Here is a 15,954-nt window from a genome sequence, read left to right as displayed (position 1 = left end):
GCCGCCCGGCCGTCAGCGCCCGTGTCCCCCGCCTCCCGAGGTGATTGCTCGGAGGAGCTCCCGCGTGACCTCGGCCAGACGCTCGGCGTCCCCGGGGGCCAGGGTAGGAAGGTCCAGCGGCAGGGACCGGCCACGGTCGATGGCCGTGAGCGGCGCCTTCGGTGGGTTGTCCACGAACCCGTGGACGGGGGCGACGGACTCCTCCACGGGGCGGGCCGCGACCCGGGCCAGCGCCCGGATCAGCAGCCGTGCCGGTGCGGGGAGCGGACCGAGGTCGCCGCTCCGGGTGAACCCCGGATGGTAGAGCACGTAGGGGACCGTCTCGCCGGGCCGGGCGGCGTGCGCCACCCCGAGGAGGTCGTTGGCGCGGCCCGCCTGGAGCTGCGCCCGTACCGTGCCGTAGCGGTGTTCGAGCCGGAGGTCGTCCCAGTGGATCCGGCCCGCTCTGGCCCCCACACCGGCGACGTTCACGATGACCGGGCGGGCGCTGCGCCGGAGCAGGGGGCCGAGCCCCTCGCCAAGCAGGAAGCGGCTGAGGTAGTAGAGGGCGAAGGTGCGCTCTAGCCCGTCTTCGGTGAGTACACGTCGGGGGCTGTGCCGGTTCGCGAACAGCACGAGCGAGTCGACGGCGTCGTGGGCTGCGACGACCCGAGCGATCGCCGACCGTGTGCCGCCGACGCTGGCCAGGTCGACCCGGACGAACTCGATCCCTCCGACCGCGCCCGACCGCGTCGCTTCCTCGAGGAGGCGCCTGCCCTTCTCGGGGTTGCTGCCGAGCGCCACCACCTTGTCACCGGACCGCACCCGGGCGAGCGCGAACGCGCGGCCCATCCCGTCCGTTCCGCCGCTGACCACGATCACGCGCTGACGGTCCGTGTCGCGGGGCCTCGGGGCTTTCGTGCTCATGGCTCTCCCAGTTACTTTTGGTACGCACCTCATCATCGGTAACCGCGCGCCCACTGGGAAGAAGGCAGTTTGATGTCAGGTACGCACACGGATGTGCCCTTCATCGTCGGTACGGCGCTGCCCGTCCCGGTCCCGGCAGAGGAGCACGAGCGATGCCCGGTGACGGACGTGCTTCGACGGGTCGGTGACAAGTGGACGGTGCTGGTGGTGGTCCTGCTGGGTCAATGCCCGTACCGGTTCAACGAACTCCATCGCGCCATCGAGAACATCAGCCAGCGGATGCTGACCCGCACCCTGCGCGGTCTGACGGAGGACGGCCTGGTGCACCGTGAGGTGTTCCCCACCGTCCCGCCGAGCGTGGAGTACAGCCTCACCCCGCTGGGTCGGACGCTGCTGGAACCCCTGTCCGCCCTGGCCTCCTGGGCAGTGGAACACCGGGATGAGATCGCCGCCGCCCGCCACCCCACCTGATCTTCACCCGGGCGGACGCCCGGTCCCGTCTCCCGCCCACCCACCCATCCCGGCCGCGCATCCCGTCGGACCGCCGGAGTTTCGCGCCCGCCCCCGCCGGTTACGGGAACAGTGAACGGTTCACCAGCCCGAAGGACACCTGACCTCGGCGGGAGATGAGAACGATGCCCGGTGTGGACGAACTGCCCGACACCCTGCGCAGGTCGCCGAAGAAGGCGCAGCGCACCTGGATCGAGGCGCACGACAGCGCGGTCGACGAGTACGGGGAGGGCGAGCGGGCCCACCGGGTCGCCTTCGCCGCCGTCAAGCGCAAGTTCGAGAAGGTCGGCGACCACTGGGAGGCCAAGGAGGGGAACGGGAGCGGACCCTCGGACGAGCAGGCGAAGAACCCGAGGGCCGGGCGGCGTCCCGGCGCCGACCGTCCCACCGCGGGGGGAGTGGACGCCGAGGCCACCAAGGACCACCTCTACAAGCGGGCCCGGCAGCTGGACGTCCGTGGCCGCTCCAGCATGACCAAGGACGAGCTGGTGGAGGCCCTGCGCAAGGAGAGCGACCGGCGCACCTCACGGAGCGGATCCTCACGGCGCCGCTCCCGCTGACCGGAAGGCGTACCCGGTCGCCGAGCCCCCGATGGTCGGCGACCGGGTCCGGTGGTCGTCGGTCGTCCATGCTGGCCCTCCCATCCTTGAATCCTCGCTGGCGCCCTGCCCGACGGGCGGCAGCCGCACACGTACTCGGCGCCGCGAGTCCGCCCTCGGTACGGCACGTCTTTCCGGGAGATGGAGTTTCCGTAGAGGTCGCACGGGTCAGGGCCACAGGTGGAACCGGACACGATCAGGAAACCGGTCGAGGAGGTACGCATGCGGATCGGCTACAAACTCTTCGCCGAGGGCTACGGGCCCCGCGAGATCGTGGAACAGGCGGTACGCGCCGAGCGGGCCGGGTTCGACTTCGTCGAGATCAGCGACCACTTCCATCCGTGGCTGTTCAGCCACGGGCACTCCGGGTTCGTGTGGTCCATGCTGGCCGCGATCGCCGAACGGACCGGACGGATCGAGATCGCCACCGGTGTGACCTGCCCATTCCTGCGGGTCCACCCGGCCATCGTCGCGCAGGCGGCGGCCACCACGGCGATCCTCTCCGAGGGCCGGTTCACGCTCGGTGTGGGCGCGGGGGAGCGCCTCAACGAGCACGTGGTGGGCCGGGGGTGGCCCGACGTGGCGGTACGCCACGAGATGCTGGTGGAGGCCGTGGAGATCATGCGGCTGCTCTGGTCCGGCGGCTACCACTCCTACCGGGGTGAGCACCTGGTCCTGGAGGACGCGCGTGTCTTCGACCTCCCCGAACTCCCGCCCCGGGTGGTCGTGGCCGCCGGAGGGTCCAGGGCCGCGGGCCTCGCGGCCGAACACGGCGACGGCCTCTTCGCCACCGAACCCGACTCCGCGCTCACCGACACCTACCGGGAACGGGGCGGCAACGGTCCCTGTTACGGCGAGGTGCCCCTGGCCTGGGCCGCCGACGACCGCACCGCGTTGGAGTCCGCCCGGGAGCTCTTCAGGTTCGGACTCACCGGCTGGAAGGTCCAAGCCGAGCTGCCGAACCCGGTCAACTTCGAGGCCGCGACCGCCCTGGTCAGGACCGAGGACATGGCGGAGGGCTTCGGGTACGGCCCGGACCCCGAACGCCACATCGACATGGCGCGGCAGTTCGTGGACGCGGGATTCGACCACCTGGCGCTGATCAACGCCGGCCCCGATCCGGAGGGCTTCTTCAGGTTCTTCGAGACCGAACTCGCCGAACCGATCCGGAACCTGTCGCGGCCGAAGGGGTGACACACTCGTGGCCCGGACCCCTGCCGGGGGCCGGGCACCGCCGCGCCAACACGGGCACGGCGAGGCGGGCATCTCGGAGGGCGGGCACATGCCGGACCACGTCGTGCTGGGCGTCTGCGGAAGTCTGCGGCGGGGGTCGTTCAACGCGGCCCTGCTGGACCTGGCCCAGAGAGTGGGCACACGGATCACCGTGGTCGGCGGCGACCTCGCCGGGCGTCTGCCGTTGTTCAACCCGGACGTGGAGAACGACGAGGACGCCTGGCCGGAGGCGGTCCGGGAGTTCCGCGAGCTGGCGGAGCGCGCCGGGGGCGTGGTGATCGCGACCCCGGAGTACGCGCACGGTCCGGCCGGGGTCACCAAGAACGCCATCGACTGGCTGGTGGGCTCCGGAGGGCTGGTCGGAAAGCCCACCCTCCTGGTGAGTGCTTCCCCGGGCCAGGCGGGCGGCATGCGCGCCCACGCGCCCCTGATGCCCACCCTCACGCTGCTGGGCGCGGTCCTCGTGGACTGCGTGGTGGTCTCGCGGGCGGGATCGCGGACGAACGCCCGGGGCGAGTACTCCGACCCGGCCGTCGTGGAGCGGATGCGCCTGGCCGTGGCCGAACTGGAGGAGGCCCTGGGGTACGCCGCGGCGAGGCGGGCCATCGGCCCCCTGAGCACCGGGGCGTGACCCGCCGTCGCGGCCGACCGTTGGGGCCTGGCCTCACGTGCGTCGCGGGGGCTTCTTCGGCAGGCCGATGAGCACGTCCAGGCCCAGGTGTTCCCTGAGGAGGTACCGGAGGCGTTACACCCCTCAGGTGACCAGGAACGGGACGATGTGGATGAGCGAGAAGGCCTCGTAGACCGCGCCGACGACGAACAGCGCCATGGCGGGCAGGCTCAGCCAACCGACCTGCCGCAGTCCGTGGAGGTACCCCTCCCGGCGGTTGCGGGCGCCGACCGTGCGGGGACGCACCCAGCCCCGGCCCAGCAGGTACGCGCCGAGTGTGAGGAGCACGTAGGCCTGGAGTTCGATGAGGATGGTCACGGAGTGCGGGATCAGGACCTTCGCCACCGTCGCGTCCATCGGGGCGAGGATGACACCGATGGTGAACGCCTTGTAGGCGAACAGGACGATCCCGGCGAAGGGCACGACCATCGACGGCAGCAGGATCATTGCCAGCGCCACCGTCAGCACGTTGACCGCGAGGATGGTCAGGGCGAACAGCCAGGCGTTCTGGAGCAGAGAGGTCACCAGGTCCACCGTCCCGTCCTCCTCCTGGGAGGTGACCATGGCGGCGTTGAGCTCGGGGAAGAGCAGGGCGGCGCCCATCCCCAGGAGGAACAGGCCGTACACCAGGGCGTTCAGCACGAGGTAGGTGCCGAGGTGCGCGCGGATGATCTGGAAGGGTGTGCGCAGGTGTCGCACGTGGGCTCCTTGGAGGGTCCGTGAGCGGGCGGTCCGAAGTGGACGGGGCGCGGCCCCGCCCGTTCGGCCGCGCACCGGAGCCCATTCCAGGGCCTGCCCTTGGGGCAGGGTCAAGCCCTTGACCCTGCCCCAAGGGCAGGGTGTGGAATGCACTCAGGCACCGGTCACACGCGGATCAGGGAGGCAACTCGTGTCGTGGAGCACCCAGCAGGTCGCCGAGCTCGCCGGGACGACGGTGAAGGCCGTGCGCTACTACCACCAGATCGGGCTGCTGGACGTGCCGGAACGGTCGGCGAACGGATACAAGCGGTACGAGGTCGCGCACCTGGTCCGGCTCCTCCGGATCAGGCGCCTGAGCGACCTGGGGGTGCCGCTGTCGGAGATCGGGTCGATGGACGGTGCCGACGACGACCCGGACGGGGCGATCCGCGCGCTGGACCGGGAACTGGAGGCGACCGTCGACCGGCTCAACCGGGTACGGGAGGAACTGGCGGTCCTCCTGCGCCACCGCGCCCCGGCGCACGTCCCGCCCGAGTTCGCCCCCCTCTCCGGAGATCTCTCCGAGAGGCAGCGGTCCCTGCTCATGGTGTACTCCTCCGTGCTCAGCGAGGACACCATGGACAGGTTCCGCGAGATGATCAGCGAACCCGAGGAGACGGACGTGGAGTTCGAGGCCCTACCTCCGGACGCGGACGCCGCCACCGTCGAGGCCCTCGCCGTGCGGTTGCTGCCGGTGGTCAACCGGGGCCGGGAACGGGACCCGTGGTCGGCTGACCCGGCCTCGGACGCACCGGGCGGTGCCCGACGCGCGAAGCACACCATGGCGGAGGCCCTCGTGCAGTTGTACAACCCCGCGCAGCTTCGGGTCCTGAAGCGCCTGAACGAGCTGCTCCAGGAGAGCGATCACTGACCCTCGCCGGTCATCTCAGGGTGCCGCGAAAGGGGACTGCGGTGACGGTGTCCGTTCTCTCCGGCGGGTTTCACCGGGACGTGTGTGCTCGCTGGGGGCGCCCGTCCTGAACGCCTGGGTGAGTTCGGTGAGGCCCATGGACGGGGCGACGCCGGGCGGACAGGGGCCGCGGCTGATCAGCCCGAACGACGGCTGTGGCGCGCGCTGTGTCAGCGCGATCACGCGCGTCCACGTCCTCGAAGCGGCCACCTGACCCGATTCCGGCTCCCGGTCGCCGGGGTGCCGGGGGCGCCAGCGCGACGCCGTCCTCGCGGAGGGCCACCGCGCCGCCGCCCGTCAGAGTGCCTGGGCCCGGGCGATGTGGTCGGTGAGCAGCGGTCGCAGGGACTCGGGCAGGCTCCTGGCCGGTGCGCGGACACCGGACTCGGCGATGAGGCCGCGCTGGCGCAGGCACTCCTTGCGGATGGCCAGGGCGATCCCCACCTGCTGTTCGAAGGTGATCAGCGGCAGGTACTCCAGCAGTGCGGCACGGCTGCGCCCCGGGTCGGACGGGTCCCAGGCGTTCACGCACTCCACCAGGGCCTCCGGGTAGGAGAAACCGGTCATCGCGCCCGCGGCGCCGCAGGCGAGCTCGTCGAGCAGGTTGATTCCGCCCAGGCCGCCGAACACGGGCACGTCGCAGCGCGCGGTCAGCTCGGCGACGGCGGCGGGGGTCGGCGGAGCCTCCGCCTTGACCGCGCTGACGTAGGACTTTCGGGCGACGAGGTCGCCCAGGACGGCCGCGGAGATGCGCACACCGCTCACCACCGGGTAGTCCTGCACCACCAGGTCGGCGCCCGTGGCCTCGTGGACGGCGTCCAGGTGGGCTTCGAGCACCCGGGAGTCGGCGCTGTTGACCTGGACCATGGCCCCCGCGAGCCGGTCGCCGACCAGCTCGACGGCGGTCTTCGCCTCCTCGATGGTCGGCGCCGTTCCCAGGCTCGTGCAGCCGACGACCAACGGCAGGTCGGTGGCGGCCAGGACCGTCTCCAGGACCAGGCGGCGCTCCTCGCGGTCCAGCTGCGCGGCCTCCCCGAAGACGCCCAGCACGGTGAACCCGGTGACCCCGGCGCTCTCCGCGTGCTTCACAAGCTGTTCGATCCCCGCAGTGTCGACCTCCAGGGCCGCACCGGTGAAGGGTGTGGCGAGCACGCCCCACACACCCGGTCTCATCAGGTCGCTCATGGTCAACTCCCGTTCGTCCGCGTCGGCGTCCCAGATTGGCACAGGCGGCCCGCCGGATTCCGGGCGGGGTCGGATCAGGCGCGCACCGGAGGCTCTTCGGGCCGACCGTCGGCGCCCCGATCCTCGCGTCCCCGGCTCTTCTCCCCGGGGGCCGAGCCCGCCGAGCCCTTCTACGGCGCCCTTCTCCGGACCCGTTCTGCGGGCTCCCTCTTCGGGCCTCTCCCCGGGGGCGGCCACGGACACCGACTCACACGTTCACACCGCGTAGCAGCGCCCGGACCAGCGCGGTCGTCGTTTCGGGTCGGTGAAACAACGGCCTCTTGTGACCCTTGACACTCCATAAACAACAGACGTAACATCCATCTAGTTGTCTAGACACATTGCGTTCATCACTTCCTGCTTCACTCCCACGGAGGAGCTATGGCATCCCTGAAGGAAGCGCGTTACGAACTGGTGGAGATCCCCGAGCGCTTCGGTCCGGTCACCCTCGACATCGATGAGCAGAAGGTCCTGGGCTACGCCTACTCCCAGAACGACTTCGGTGACTGGTACTTCCGCACCTCGCCGTTCGGCGGGCCGGTCGGCCACCCCCTGGTGCTCGCCAACGACCTGCTGTTCCTCTTCTACGAGGGCTACGACGGCAACACCGCGCAGGGCCTGCACACCCACGAGACGCTGCGGTTCCGCTCACCCGCCCGCGTCGGCGAGACGGTGACCGTCGACGGCGGCTACACCGAGAAGTACGAGTCCCGGGGCCAGGGGTACGTCACCCTCGAGGCCACGGCGCGCGGTGCCGACGGGCGCGTGCTCGTCGAGCACGTGGGCAAGGAGATCATGCGCACGGTCGCGGGCGACATCGTCGGCAAGGGCCGCTCCGAGGAGTCCTCCCGCAAGCGCTCCGTACGGGGGGTCGTCGACGAGAGCGTGCCCGCCCTCACCGTCGCCGTCCACGACGCTCCCGTCCGGGCCGCGATCCCCTCCCGCACCACCAGCTTCAGCCAGGACCAGATGTCGGTCTTCTCCTGGGCCGGCAAGGGCTACGCCAACGTGCACACCAGCCGGGCCAAGGCCGCCCGGACCGGCCTGGACCGCACCATCGTGCAGGCACAGCAGCAGACCGGCCACATCGTCGCCAACCTCGTGGACCTCTTCGGCGCCGCGTGGTTCACCAGCGGCGACCTGGATCTGCGCTTCGTCTCTCCCGCCTACGTCGGTGACGTGCTCACCACCACCGGAGCGGTCCTCGGCGAGTCGGACGGTCGACTCGAAGTCGAGGTGTGGGTCGAGAACGGCCAGGGGGTCAGAACCGCCGTGGGCTGGGCCTCCGCCGAGATCAGCGACGCGCCCGAACGCCCCACTCCACTGATCTGAAGAACCCGGCACGCTCCGGTATCCCCCCGACGTTCTGAGGAAGCACCATGACCAACACCGCGCCGTCAGCGCCCCAAACACCACAGGAACGGGCCAAGCTCGCCAAGCGGGCCGCCATCGCCAGCCTCGTCGGCACGGCGGTCGAGTGGTACGACTACTTCATCTTCGGCACCGCCTCCGCCCTGGTCTTCGGACCCCTCTTCTTTCCGAACCCGGACGACCCGATCCTGGGCACCCTGTCCGCGTTCGCCGTCTTCGGTGTCGGCTTCGTCGCCCGACCGCTCGGCGCCGTCGTCTTCGGCCACTTCGGGGACAAGTTCGGCCGCAAGGTCGCGCTGATCACCACGCTCATGCTCATGGGCGTGTCCACCTTCCTCATCGGCCTCCTGCCGACAGCCGACCAGATCGGCCTGTGGGCGGCGGCCATGCTGGTCGCCCTCCGACTCGCGCAGGGCTTCGCCGTCGGCGGCGAGTGGGGCGGGGCCTCACTGGTGGCTGTCGAGTACGCCCCGGAGAACAAACGCGGCGCCTACGGCAGCTTCCCGCAGATCGGCAACGCGGTCGGGCTCGTGTGCTCCACCGGGATCTTCGCGATCGTCTCGCTCCTGCCGGACGACCAGCTCTTCGCCTGGGGCTGGCGGATCCCCTTCCTGCTCAGCGCCGTGCTGATCGTCGTGGGCCTGTTCATCCGCTTCAAGCTGACCGAGACCCCCACCTTCCAGGCCGCGCAGGCCGAACTGGAGAACAAGCAGGAGTCCGAGAAGGTCAAGGACAAGATGCCGCTGGCCGAGATCTTCCGGCGGTTCAAGAAGCCCCTCCTGCTCGCGATGGGCATGCGCTTCGGCGAGGCCGTCTTCGGCTACATCGTGCTCACCATCGGCCTGACCTTCGTCGAGAACTACACCGACATCCCGCGCACGCACGTGCTGATCGCCTCGTCGATCGCCGCGGCGTTCGCCATCTACACCTACTACTTCTTCGGCAGGATCAGCGACACCGTCGGACGGCGCACCGTCTTCATGGGCGGCTCCCTGTTCGGCGCCGCGATCGTCTTCCCGTTCTTCTGGGCCCTGGACTCCGACAACCTCCTGCTGATGTACGTGGTGTACGCCCTCGCCTACGCCATCGGAGTCGGCGCGGTGTACGGGGTGGAGCCCGCCTTCTTCTCCGAGCTGTTCGGCACCAAGGTCCGCTACACGGGCGTCTCCCTGGCCGCGCAGATCCCCTCGATCCTGGTCGGCTTCTGGCCCTTCCTCGCCACGGCCCTGTTCGCCGCCACCGACGGCGACCCCTGGCCCATCGCCGCACTCACCGTGGCGTCCCTGGGCATCGGACTGGTCTGCGCCTACCTGGCACCCGAGACCAACCGGTCGGACATCAACGAGGTGGGGGAGGAGACCCGATGAACCCCGGATCCGCGTGGCGCGACCTCACCGACCCGCGATCGGCCCGGCCCGGGAACGACCCCGAGGCCGGTCTGAAGGAGCCGCTCTTCGAGAACCTGGAGATCCCCGAGCGGCTCGGCCCGGTGACGGTGCGCGTCGACGACCACAAGATCAAGCGGTTCGCCTTCACCCAGGACGACCACCACCCGTGGCACCTGGAGTCGAGCCCCTTCGAGGGGCGCCGCGTCGGCCACGCCGCGCTGCTGGGCAACGACCTCGTGCAGCTGTTCACCACGGTGTACGCCGCCAGCAGGGTCGTGGGTCTGCACACCGAGGAACAGCTGTGGTTCGACTCCCCGGCCTACCTCGACGAGGACGTCACCCTCGAGGGGACCTACACGGAGGCCTACGAACGGCGCGGCCAGGGCTACGTCGTGATGGAGGCCACCGCCACCGGCCAGGACGGGCGCAGCGTGCTGCGCCACCGCGGCGTCGAGATCCTGCGCACCAGACCCGGAGACGTCGCGGGCCGGGGCTCGTCGGCACCGGGCGCGGGTCCGCGCCGCGTCACCGGCGAGGTCCCGGCCGGGGCAGCCCCCTTCGACCCGGACGCGCCACGGCCGGGCCAGGTGCTCGCGCCCCTGGTCAAGAGCCTCACCACCGAGCAGGCCGCCGTGTTCTCCCGTGTCGGGGAGTACGTGCGCAACATCCACAACGACCTCGACCTCGCTCGCGAGGCGGGCCTGAGGGTGCCGATCGTGCAGGGGCAACAGCAGTTCGGCGTTCTCGCCGAACTGCTGACCCGGGCCGTCGGCGCCCCCCTCCTCACGGGTGGCTGGATGCGCGTCAAGTTCCTCAACACCGTGGACGTGCACGAGCCCTTCGAGGCGGCGGGCGTGGTCACCGCGGTCGACCACGACAGGACCGAGTTCGAGATCTGGGTGCGCCGAGCCGACGGGAAGCTCAGCGCCGCGGGGTGGGCCAGTGCCCCCCACCAGACATCCACCCGATGAGAACGAAAGAGAAACCCATGACGGAGATGACCGGCGGAGCGTTCGTCGTCAAGATGCTGGAGTCGCTCGGAGTCACCCACGTCTTCGGCGTGGTGGGCGGGCAGACCCTCGCCATCACCGACGCGATCCTCGACACGGACTCCATCGAGTTCGTCCACACCCGCCACGAGAACGCGGCAGCGGTCATGGCCGACGCGTACGGCCGACTCACCGGTCGGCCCGCGGTGGCGATCTCCACCACCGGACCGGGTGCCACGAACCTGCTCACCGGGGTCGGCGGAGCCTTCCGCGACTCCAGCCCCGCGATCATCGTCACCTGCAACAACAACGGCGAGAACATCCACAAGGACGACGCGCAGAACGCCGACCACGTCGACATCTTCCGCAACTACGTCAAGTACGGACGCCTGGTCGCGCACCCCACCTCCATCAAGCAAGCCATGGAGGAGGCCTACATCAACGCCATGACCGGCAACCCGGGCCCGGTGCACCTGGACTTCGCCCGCGACACCATCGAGCAGCCGATGCCCGACCCGCCCGCGCTGCCCGCCGTGCACCCGGCCCGGTCCTGGGTCGGTGCGCGCCCCGTGGCGGCCCGTTCGCAGGTCGAGGCGGTGGCCGCCCGGGTCCTCGCCGCCGAACGGCCGGTCATCTGGCTCGGCAACGGCGGCAACCGGGGCCAGGCCAGCGACGACGTCCTCGCCCTGGCAGAGGCCCTGAACATCCCCGTCATCACCACGTTCAACGGCATGGGCGCCGTCCCGACCACCCACCCCCTCGTCTTCGGGGCGCTGAGCCGGATGGGGACCAACCTGACCACCCGGGTGATCGGGGACGCCGACCTCGTGCTGGCGCTGGGCAACAGCCTCAACGCCGTCTCCACCACGCGGTGGCGCCGCGCACTCCCCGAGGTCGTGCAGGTCGACATCGACCCCGCCATGATCGGCCGCTACTACGCCGAGGTGACCACCGGTGTGGTGGGTGATCTCGCCGCCTTCGCGCGCGACCTCACCGAGGTCACCTCGGACCGGTCCGAGCGGGCGCGCGCCTCCCGCGAGGGGTGGGTCGCGGAGTTGCGGAAGGCCGAGCAGGAGTGGTGGGAGCTCAGCTCCGCGGTGGAGCCGCAGAACCCGGGCACCGTTTCCCCCGCCGTGGCCGTGCGGCGGCTGCGGGACGTCACTCCCGAGGACGCCGTGCTCATCCCGGACGCGGGCAACCCCGGGGTGTGGTCCTTCCTGTGGGAGATGCCCGTCCCCTACCGCTACATCAAGCCGGTCGGCTTCGGGAACATGGGGTTCGCCCTCCCCGCCGCCATCGCCTCGGTCGCTGAGGCCCCCGAGCGTCCGGTCCTGGCGCTGATCGGTGACGGTTCCCTCGGCATGAGCCTCGGTGAGCTGGAGACCCTGGCCCGCGTGGGCGGCCCCGTGGTCGTCGTGGTACTCAACGACTCCAGCTACGGCAACATCCGCCAGGAGCAGGTCCTCCACTTCAACGGCCGTACCGTCGGCGTGGACTTCCAGGACGTCGACTTCGCCCAGGTCGCCCGCGGCATGGGTCTGAAGGGGGTGCGCGTGACCGACCAGGAGTCGCTGGTGGAGGCCGTGCGCGAGGGCTTCTCCTCGGGGGTGCCGCTGGTGGTCGACCTCGTGCTGGACCGCGAGGCGAACGCCTGGACCTACGAGGCCTTCACCCCGTACACCGGCTGAGGCAGTTGAGGCAGAGGAGAGACGACATGGAACAGCAAGGCAGCGGGAAGGCCCCGGGGCCGCTCGACGGAGTGAAGGTCCTGGACCTGTCACGCTTCATCGCGGGTCCGCTGTGCGCCCAGATCCTCGGGGACTTCGGAGCCGAGGTGGTCAAGGTCGAGCGCCCCGGCGGCGAGGACTCCCGGCACCACGGTCCGTACTGGCAGGGCGAGAGCATCTACATGTTCCTATACCACCGGAACAAGCAGGCCGCGACCCTCGACACCCGCCACCCCCGCGCCAGGCGGATCCTGGAGGACCTGGTGCGCTGGGCGGACGTCGTCGTCGAGAACTACCGGCCCGGCACCCTGGAGAAGATGGGGCTGGGGTACGAGCGCATGAAGGAACTCAACGAGTCCGTCATCCTCGTGTCGATCTCCGGCTTCGGGCAGACCGGGCCGGACTCGCGCCGGGCCCTGTTCGACGCCATCTCGCAGGCCTCCTCCGGTCTGATGAGCATGACCGGTGAGCCGGGCGGGCGGCCCACGCTCAGCGGCACGTACATCGCCGACTACACGACCGGTTACCAGGGGGCGATCGGCGCGCTCGCCGCCCTGGCGCACCGCGAACGCACCGGCGAAGGGCAGCTGGTCGACGTCGCCAGCTACGACACGATGTTCTCCGCGCTGGGCACCCGCCTGATCGCGGAGCTCATGCTCGGGCTGGAGATGCCCCGTTCCGGTTCACGGGACCTGCTGACCGCTCCGGTCAACGTGTACGAGGCGGCGGACGGCCCGATCTACATCCAGGCCGGTACGGCATCGCTGTTCCCGAAGCTGTGCGCGGTGATGGACCGCGACGACCTGGCCGCCGACCCCCGGTACGCCACAGTGGAGGGCAGGATGGCCGACCAGGAGGCCCTGGAGGAGACGATCCAGGAGTGGGCGGGCGGGCTCACCCGGGAGGAGATCGCCGGGCGCCTCGACGACGCCGGTGTTCCCTACGCCAACGTCGCCAGCGTCCGCGAGGCCGCCGCCTCACCGCAACTGGCCGCGCGTGGCATGATTGTCGAGGCCGAGCACCCGTCCCTGGGAACCATCCGCATGCCGAACAACCCCATTCACATGGAGAAGTCACCCCCCTCGGTGCGCAAGGCACCCCCGCGGGTCGGAGAGGACAACGAGTACGTGTACGGGACCATCCTGAGGCTGGGTGACGGGGAGATCCGACAGCTCCGCGAAGAGGGCGTCATCTGATGACGAGAAGCGCCCGTTACCAGGTGATCTACGACGACCTCTTCGCCCAGATCACCTCAGGGGCCCTGGAGTCCGGTGCGAAGCTGGAGAGCGAGCCCGAACTCGCCCGCCGCTACCAGGTGAGCCGCATGACCGTGCGGCAGGCCCTGGACCTGCTTCTCGCCGACGAACTGGTGACCCGCAAGCGCGGGAGCGGGACGTTCGTACGCGAGAACCCCCGACGCGGGCGGCGCCTCAACCGGCTGCGCTCGTTCGCCGAGGAACTCGCGGGCGCCGACGAGGCCGTCTCCAGCCAGATCCTCGCGGCCACCGAGGAGAAGGCTCCGGAGGAGGTCGCCGAGGGGCTCGGACTTGAGGTCGACGGCGCGGTGAACCGGATCAGGCGCCTCCGTCTGGTGGACGGGGTCGCCGCCGCGGTCCAGGACGCCTGGGTTCCCTACGCCGTCGCTCCCGGCCTGGCGCGGGAGCCGTTGGTGGACGGTTCCCTCTACCGGACCCTGACGGAGCGGTACGGCCTGAAGCTGCGCTGGGCGAACCAGACCATGACGGCCGCGCTGCTGGACAAGGCCGAGGCGGAGCTGTTGTCGGCGAAGGAGGGAGGGGCGGTGCTGCACTCGCTGCGCGTCACCTACTCCGACGCCGAGCGCGCCATAGAGTTCACGAACAGCTGGACGCTCCCGGAGTTCCCGCTGCTGCTCAGGATCGACGCGGAATGAGCGGCCGCGAACCCGCCGTCGTCGCCGTCGACGTCGGCACCTCCGCCGTGCGGTCCGGCCTGTTCGGGCTGTCCGGTCGGCTCCTGCGCTCCGTGCGGGTCGCGCGTACCTCGGGCGCGGGCGACCTCTTCGACGCCGACGAGCTCCTCGCCGACGTCGCCACCTCCCTGCGCGAACTGGCCGTGGAGCCACGCCCCCGCGCGTTGTGCGTGTCCGCGCACATCGGCACGGTCGCGGTGGACGCCCGCCTGGAGCCGGTGCTGCCCGGGGGCGGCTGGTCCGACACCCGTGGACTGGACCTGCTGCACCGCGCGCCGGAGGAGTCCCGGACGGCACTGCTCACCGCGGCGCGACGCCCCGCCCTCACAGGCGGGGCGGTCGCCCTCGCCCTGGCCCTGGCGGAGTCCGGGGCAGGTGAACGCGTCCGCTCGCTGCTGAGCCCCAAGGACTTCCTCGTGGCCCGCCTGACCGGCCACACGGCCTGGGACACCGTGGACGCCGCCTACACACTGGCCTCCGACGTGGGCGACCGGACCTGGCAACGGGAGGTACTGCGCTCCCTCGGGATCCCGGAGAACTGGTTCGCGCCCCAGGTCGAACCGACCGCCGTGGTCGGCGAACTGCGCCGTGACGGCGCGCACCGTACCGGGCTGCCGGAGGGCACCCCGGTCGTGTGCGGCGGGCCCGACGGTTCGGTCGGCATCGGTCTGCTCCTGGGCGACGACCCCTCGGGGATCGCGGACGTGGCGGGCACGACCGATGTGATGGCCCGCCTGGTCCACGACCCGGCCCGGGCTCCGCACGGGGCCGTGGTCAACCCCGCCGTGGTGCCCGGCAGGTGGACGGCGGGAGGGGCGACCGGGATGACCGGGGGAGCGGTGGCCCGGTGGCGATCGCTCGTGGGGGCCGCCGACGAGGAGAGCCTGCGCGCGGTCCCACCCGGTAGTCGTGACCTGTTCGTCTTCCCCGGGCTCTCCGGTGAGCGCTTCCCGCGCTGGCGCCCCGCCACGCGGGGGTCGATCACCGGCCAGAGCCTGGAGCACGGTCCCGCAGAGATCCTGCGCGCGGCACAGGAGGGCGCCAGCTTCACCGTGCGGGAGGGTGCCGACGTCCTGGACCCCGACCGCGAACTGCCGCTGCTGTTCGCGGGCGGATCGGCCAGGTCGGCCCAGGTGGCGCAGTTGCGTGCGGACGTCCTCGGGCGGGTCGTGCACGTGGCCAGCGACCCCGACGTCACCCTGCTCGGCTCCGCCGCGCTGGCACTGGTCGGGATCGGCGAGGTCCGTGACCTGGACGGCGCACGTGAGCGGCTGGGCCTGACGTTCGGCGAGGTGACGCCCGACGCGCGGCGTGCCCTTCGCTACGACGAGGTGTTCGCACGGTGGACCGCCGCGCGGGAGTCCTGCTCCGGCGCCGTGTAGGGCCTGTTCGGCGGGTGGCGGCGGATTCGTCGCCACCCGCGCGGGTTCCCTGCGTGAGCGCGGCCTCGGCACGGACCCGTTCCCGTCATCACGCGACTCCGACGATGACCGGGGTGTGGACGCCAGGGGACCCACCCCTCACCAGTGCGCGGTGAACCCCCTCCAGCCGGTGGTTCGGGGCGGCCACGACCAGTTCCTCCTTGCCACCGGGGAAGTGGTGGTAGATCGCGGGCGCGGTGACGTCGAGTTCGCGCACGGCCTGGTGGAGCGACAATCCCCGTTATCCGACCAGGGCCGGGTGACGGGCGCTCACCGTGAGGATGCTCTGCCGGGCCGACATCGCCGCATCCGTCCCC

General features: G+C 71.0%; 16 protein-coding genes. 12 read left to right on the top strand and 4 right to left on the bottom strand.

What is annotated here, in order from left to right:
• Window positions 1-12 precede the first annotated feature (12 nt).
• The gene (locus tag BDW27_RS05230) at window positions 13-906 is read right to left on the bottom strand and encodes an SDR family NAD(P)-dependent oxidoreductase (RefSeq protein WP_110048414.1); all 894 of its coding nucleotides are present in this window, start codon (window positions 904-906) and stop codon (window positions 13-15) included.
• A gap of 72 nt (window positions 907-978) precedes the next feature.
• Between BDW27_RS05230 and BDW27_RS05225 the strand changes: the two genes are divergently transcribed.
• The 4 genes from BDW27_RS05225 (at window position 979) to BDW27_RS05210 (ending at window position 3,879) form a co-directional block, all read left to right on the top strand.
• Window positions 979-1,377: a helix-turn-helix domain-containing protein gene (locus BDW27_RS05225; RefSeq protein WP_110048413.1), complete on the top strand. Its 399-nt coding sequence runs from the start codon at window positions 979-981 to the stop codon at window positions 1,375-1,377.
• Window positions 1,378-1,541: 164 nt separating this feature from the next.
• The gene (locus BDW27_RS05220; RefSeq protein ID WP_017546996.1) at window positions 1,542-1,976 is read left to right on the top strand and encodes a ChaB family protein; all 435 of its coding nucleotides are present in this window, start codon (window positions 1,542-1,544) and stop codon (window positions 1,974-1,976) included.
• A 261-nt stretch (window positions 1,977-2,237) separates the two neighbouring features.
• Window positions 2,238-3,209 carry a TIGR03557 family F420-dependent LLM class oxidoreductase gene (locus BDW27_RS05215; RefSeq protein ID WP_110048451.1) on the top strand — a complete coding sequence of 324 codons (972 nt, stop codon included), beginning with the start codon at window positions 2,238-2,240 and terminating at the stop codon, window positions 3,207-3,209.
• Window positions 3,210-3,297: 88 nt separating this feature from the next.
• On the top strand, window positions 3,298-3,879 hold the full coding sequence (locus BDW27_RS05210) for an NADPH-dependent FMN reductase (RefSeq protein WP_017546994.1): 582 nt from the start codon (window positions 3,298-3,300) through the stop codon (window positions 3,877-3,879).
• 123 nt (window positions 3,880-4,002) lie between these two features.
• Here the strand turns inward: BDW27_RS05210 and BDW27_RS05205 are convergent, their stop codons facing one another.
• Window positions 4,003-4,617, bottom strand: coding sequence for a stage II sporulation protein M (locus BDW27_RS05205; protein WP_017546993.1), 615 nt, complete (start codon window positions 4,615-4,617; stop codon window positions 4,003-4,005).
• A gap of 190 nt (window positions 4,618-4,807) precedes the next feature.
• On the opposite strand from BDW27_RS05205, the gene BDW27_RS05200 reads away from it, so the two are divergent.
• Complete coding sequence (locus BDW27_RS05200) at window positions 4,808-5,527, top strand: MerR family transcriptional regulator (RefSeq protein WP_110048412.1); 720 nt, start codon at window positions 4,808-4,810, stop codon at window positions 5,525-5,527.
• Window positions 5,528-5,863: 336 nt separating this feature from the next.
• Here the strand turns inward: BDW27_RS05200 and BDW27_RS05195 are convergent, their stop codons facing one another.
• The gene (locus tag BDW27_RS05195) at window positions 5,864-6,751 is read right to left on the bottom strand and encodes a dihydrodipicolinate synthase family protein (RefSeq protein ID WP_026129682.1); all 888 of its coding nucleotides are present in this window, start codon (window positions 6,749-6,751) and stop codon (window positions 5,864-5,866) included.
• A 420-nt stretch (window positions 6,752-7,171) separates the two neighbouring features.
• Between BDW27_RS05195 and BDW27_RS05190 the strand changes: the two genes are divergently transcribed.
• Genes BDW27_RS05190 through BDW27_RS05160 form a run of 7 tightly spaced genes read left to right on the top strand, consistent with a single transcriptional unit; the run spans window position 7,172 to window position 15,598 of the window.
• A complete protein-coding gene (locus BDW27_RS05190; RefSeq protein WP_110048411.1) occupies window positions 7,172-8,122 on the top strand; it encodes a MaoC/PaaZ C-terminal domain-containing protein in 951 nt (316 codons plus the stop codon).
• A 47-nt stretch (window positions 8,123-8,169) separates the two neighbouring features.
• Entirely contained in the window at window positions 8,170-9,528 is a 1,359-nt protein-coding gene (locus BDW27_RS05185) for an MFS transporter (protein WP_110048410.1), read from the top strand.
• Window positions 9,525-10,520, top strand: coding sequence for a MaoC/PaaZ C-terminal domain-containing protein (locus BDW27_RS05180; RefSeq protein WP_110048409.1), 996 nt, complete (start codon window positions 9,525-9,527; stop codon window positions 10,518-10,520). The genes BDW27_RS05185 and BDW27_RS05180 overlap by 4 nt, the downstream gene beginning before the upstream one ends.
• 17 nt (window positions 10,521-10,537) lie before the next feature.
• Window positions 10,538-12,226, top strand: a complete 1,689-nt coding sequence (locus BDW27_RS05175) for a thiamine pyrophosphate-binding protein (RefSeq protein WP_017546986.1) — start codon at window positions 10,538-10,540, stop codon at window positions 12,224-12,226.
• Between the two features lie 26 nt (window positions 12,227-12,252).
• Window positions 12,253-13,461 (top strand): CaiB/BaiF CoA-transferase family protein, encoded by a 1,209-nt coding sequence (locus BDW27_RS05170; protein ID WP_110048408.1) that lies wholly within the window; start codon window positions 12,253-12,255, stop codon window positions 13,459-13,461.
• A complete protein-coding gene (locus tag BDW27_RS05165; protein WP_017546984.1) occupies window positions 13,461-14,177 on the top strand; it encodes a GntR family transcriptional regulator in 717 nt (238 codons plus the stop codon). The genes BDW27_RS05170 and BDW27_RS05165 overlap by 1 nt, the downstream gene beginning before the upstream one ends.
• Window positions 14,174-15,598 carry an FGGY-family carbohydrate kinase gene (locus tag BDW27_RS05160; protein ID WP_110048407.1) on the top strand — a complete coding sequence of 475 codons (1,425 nt, stop codon included), beginning with the start codon at window positions 14,174-14,176 and terminating at the stop codon, window positions 15,596-15,598. Before BDW27_RS05165 ends, BDW27_RS05160 begins: the two co-directional genes overlap by 4 nt.
• A gap of 88 nt (window positions 15,599-15,686) precedes the next feature.
• Here the strand turns inward: BDW27_RS05160 and BDW27_RS05155 are convergent, their stop codons facing one another.
• Entirely contained in the window at window positions 15,687-15,872 is a 186-nt protein-coding gene (locus BDW27_RS05155; RefSeq protein ID WP_110048406.1) for a TetR family transcriptional regulator, read from the bottom strand.
• Window positions 15,873-15,954 lie beyond the last annotated feature (82 nt).

Source organism: Nocardiopsis sp. L17-MgMaSL7 (genome assembly GCF_003182025.1).
GTDB lineage: Bacteria > Actinomycetota > Actinomycetes > Streptosporangiales > Streptosporangiaceae > Nocardiopsis > Nocardiopsis prasina.
This window is presented reverse-complemented; position numbering and strand designations above follow the sequence as displayed.

What these genes read in the sequence shown, in the direction of transcription:
- BDW27_RS05180 (WP_110048409.1), top strand. Translation starts at nt 9,525, where the DNA reads ATGAACCCCGGATCCGCGTGGCGCGACCTCACCGACCCGCGATCGGCC.
- BDW27_RS05215 (WP_110048451.1), top strand. Translation starts at nt 2,238, where the DNA reads ATGCGGATCGGCTACAAACTCTTCGCCGAGGGCTACGGGCCCCGCGAG.
- BDW27_RS05210 (WP_017546994.1), top strand. Translation starts at nt 3,298, where the DNA reads ATGCCGGACCACGTCGTGCTGGGCGTCTGCGGAAGTCTGCGGCGGGGG.
- BDW27_RS05170 (WP_110048408.1), top strand. Translation starts at nt 12,253, where the DNA reads ATGGAACAGCAAGGCAGCGGGAAGGCCCCGGGGCCGCTCGACGGAGTG.
- BDW27_RS05195 (WP_026129682.1), bottom strand. Translation starts at nt 6,751, where the DNA reads ATGAGCGACCTGATGAGACCGGGTGTGTGGGGCGTGCTCGCCACACCC.
- BDW27_RS05175 (WP_017546986.1), top strand. Translation starts at nt 10,538, where the DNA reads ATGACGGAGATGACCGGCGGAGCGTTCGTCGTCAAGATGCTGGAGTCG.
- BDW27_RS05225 (WP_110048413.1), top strand. Translation starts at nt 979, where the DNA reads ATGTCAGGTACGCACACGGATGTGCCCTTCATCGTCGGTACGGCGCTG.
- BDW27_RS05230 (WP_110048414.1), bottom strand. Translation starts at nt 906, where the DNA reads ATGAGCACGAAAGCCCCGAGGCCCCGCGACACGGACCGTCAGCGCGTG.
- BDW27_RS05190 (WP_110048411.1), top strand. Translation starts at nt 7,172, where the DNA reads ATGGCATCCCTGAAGGAAGCGCGTTACGAACTGGTGGAGATCCCCGAG.
- BDW27_RS05220 (WP_017546996.1), top strand. Translation starts at nt 1,542, where the DNA reads ATGCCCGGTGTGGACGAACTGCCCGACACCCTGCGCAGGTCGCCGAAG.
- BDW27_RS05185 (WP_110048410.1), top strand. Translation starts at nt 8,170, where the DNA reads ATGACCAACACCGCGCCGTCAGCGCCCCAAACACCACAGGAACGGGCC.
- BDW27_RS05165 (WP_017546984.1), top strand. Translation starts at nt 13,461, where the DNA reads ATGACGAGAAGCGCCCGTTACCAGGTGATCTACGACGACCTCTTCGCC.
- BDW27_RS05160 (WP_110048407.1), top strand. Translation starts at nt 14,174, where the DNA reads ATGAGCGGCCGCGAACCCGCCGTCGTCGCCGTCGACGTCGGCACCTCC.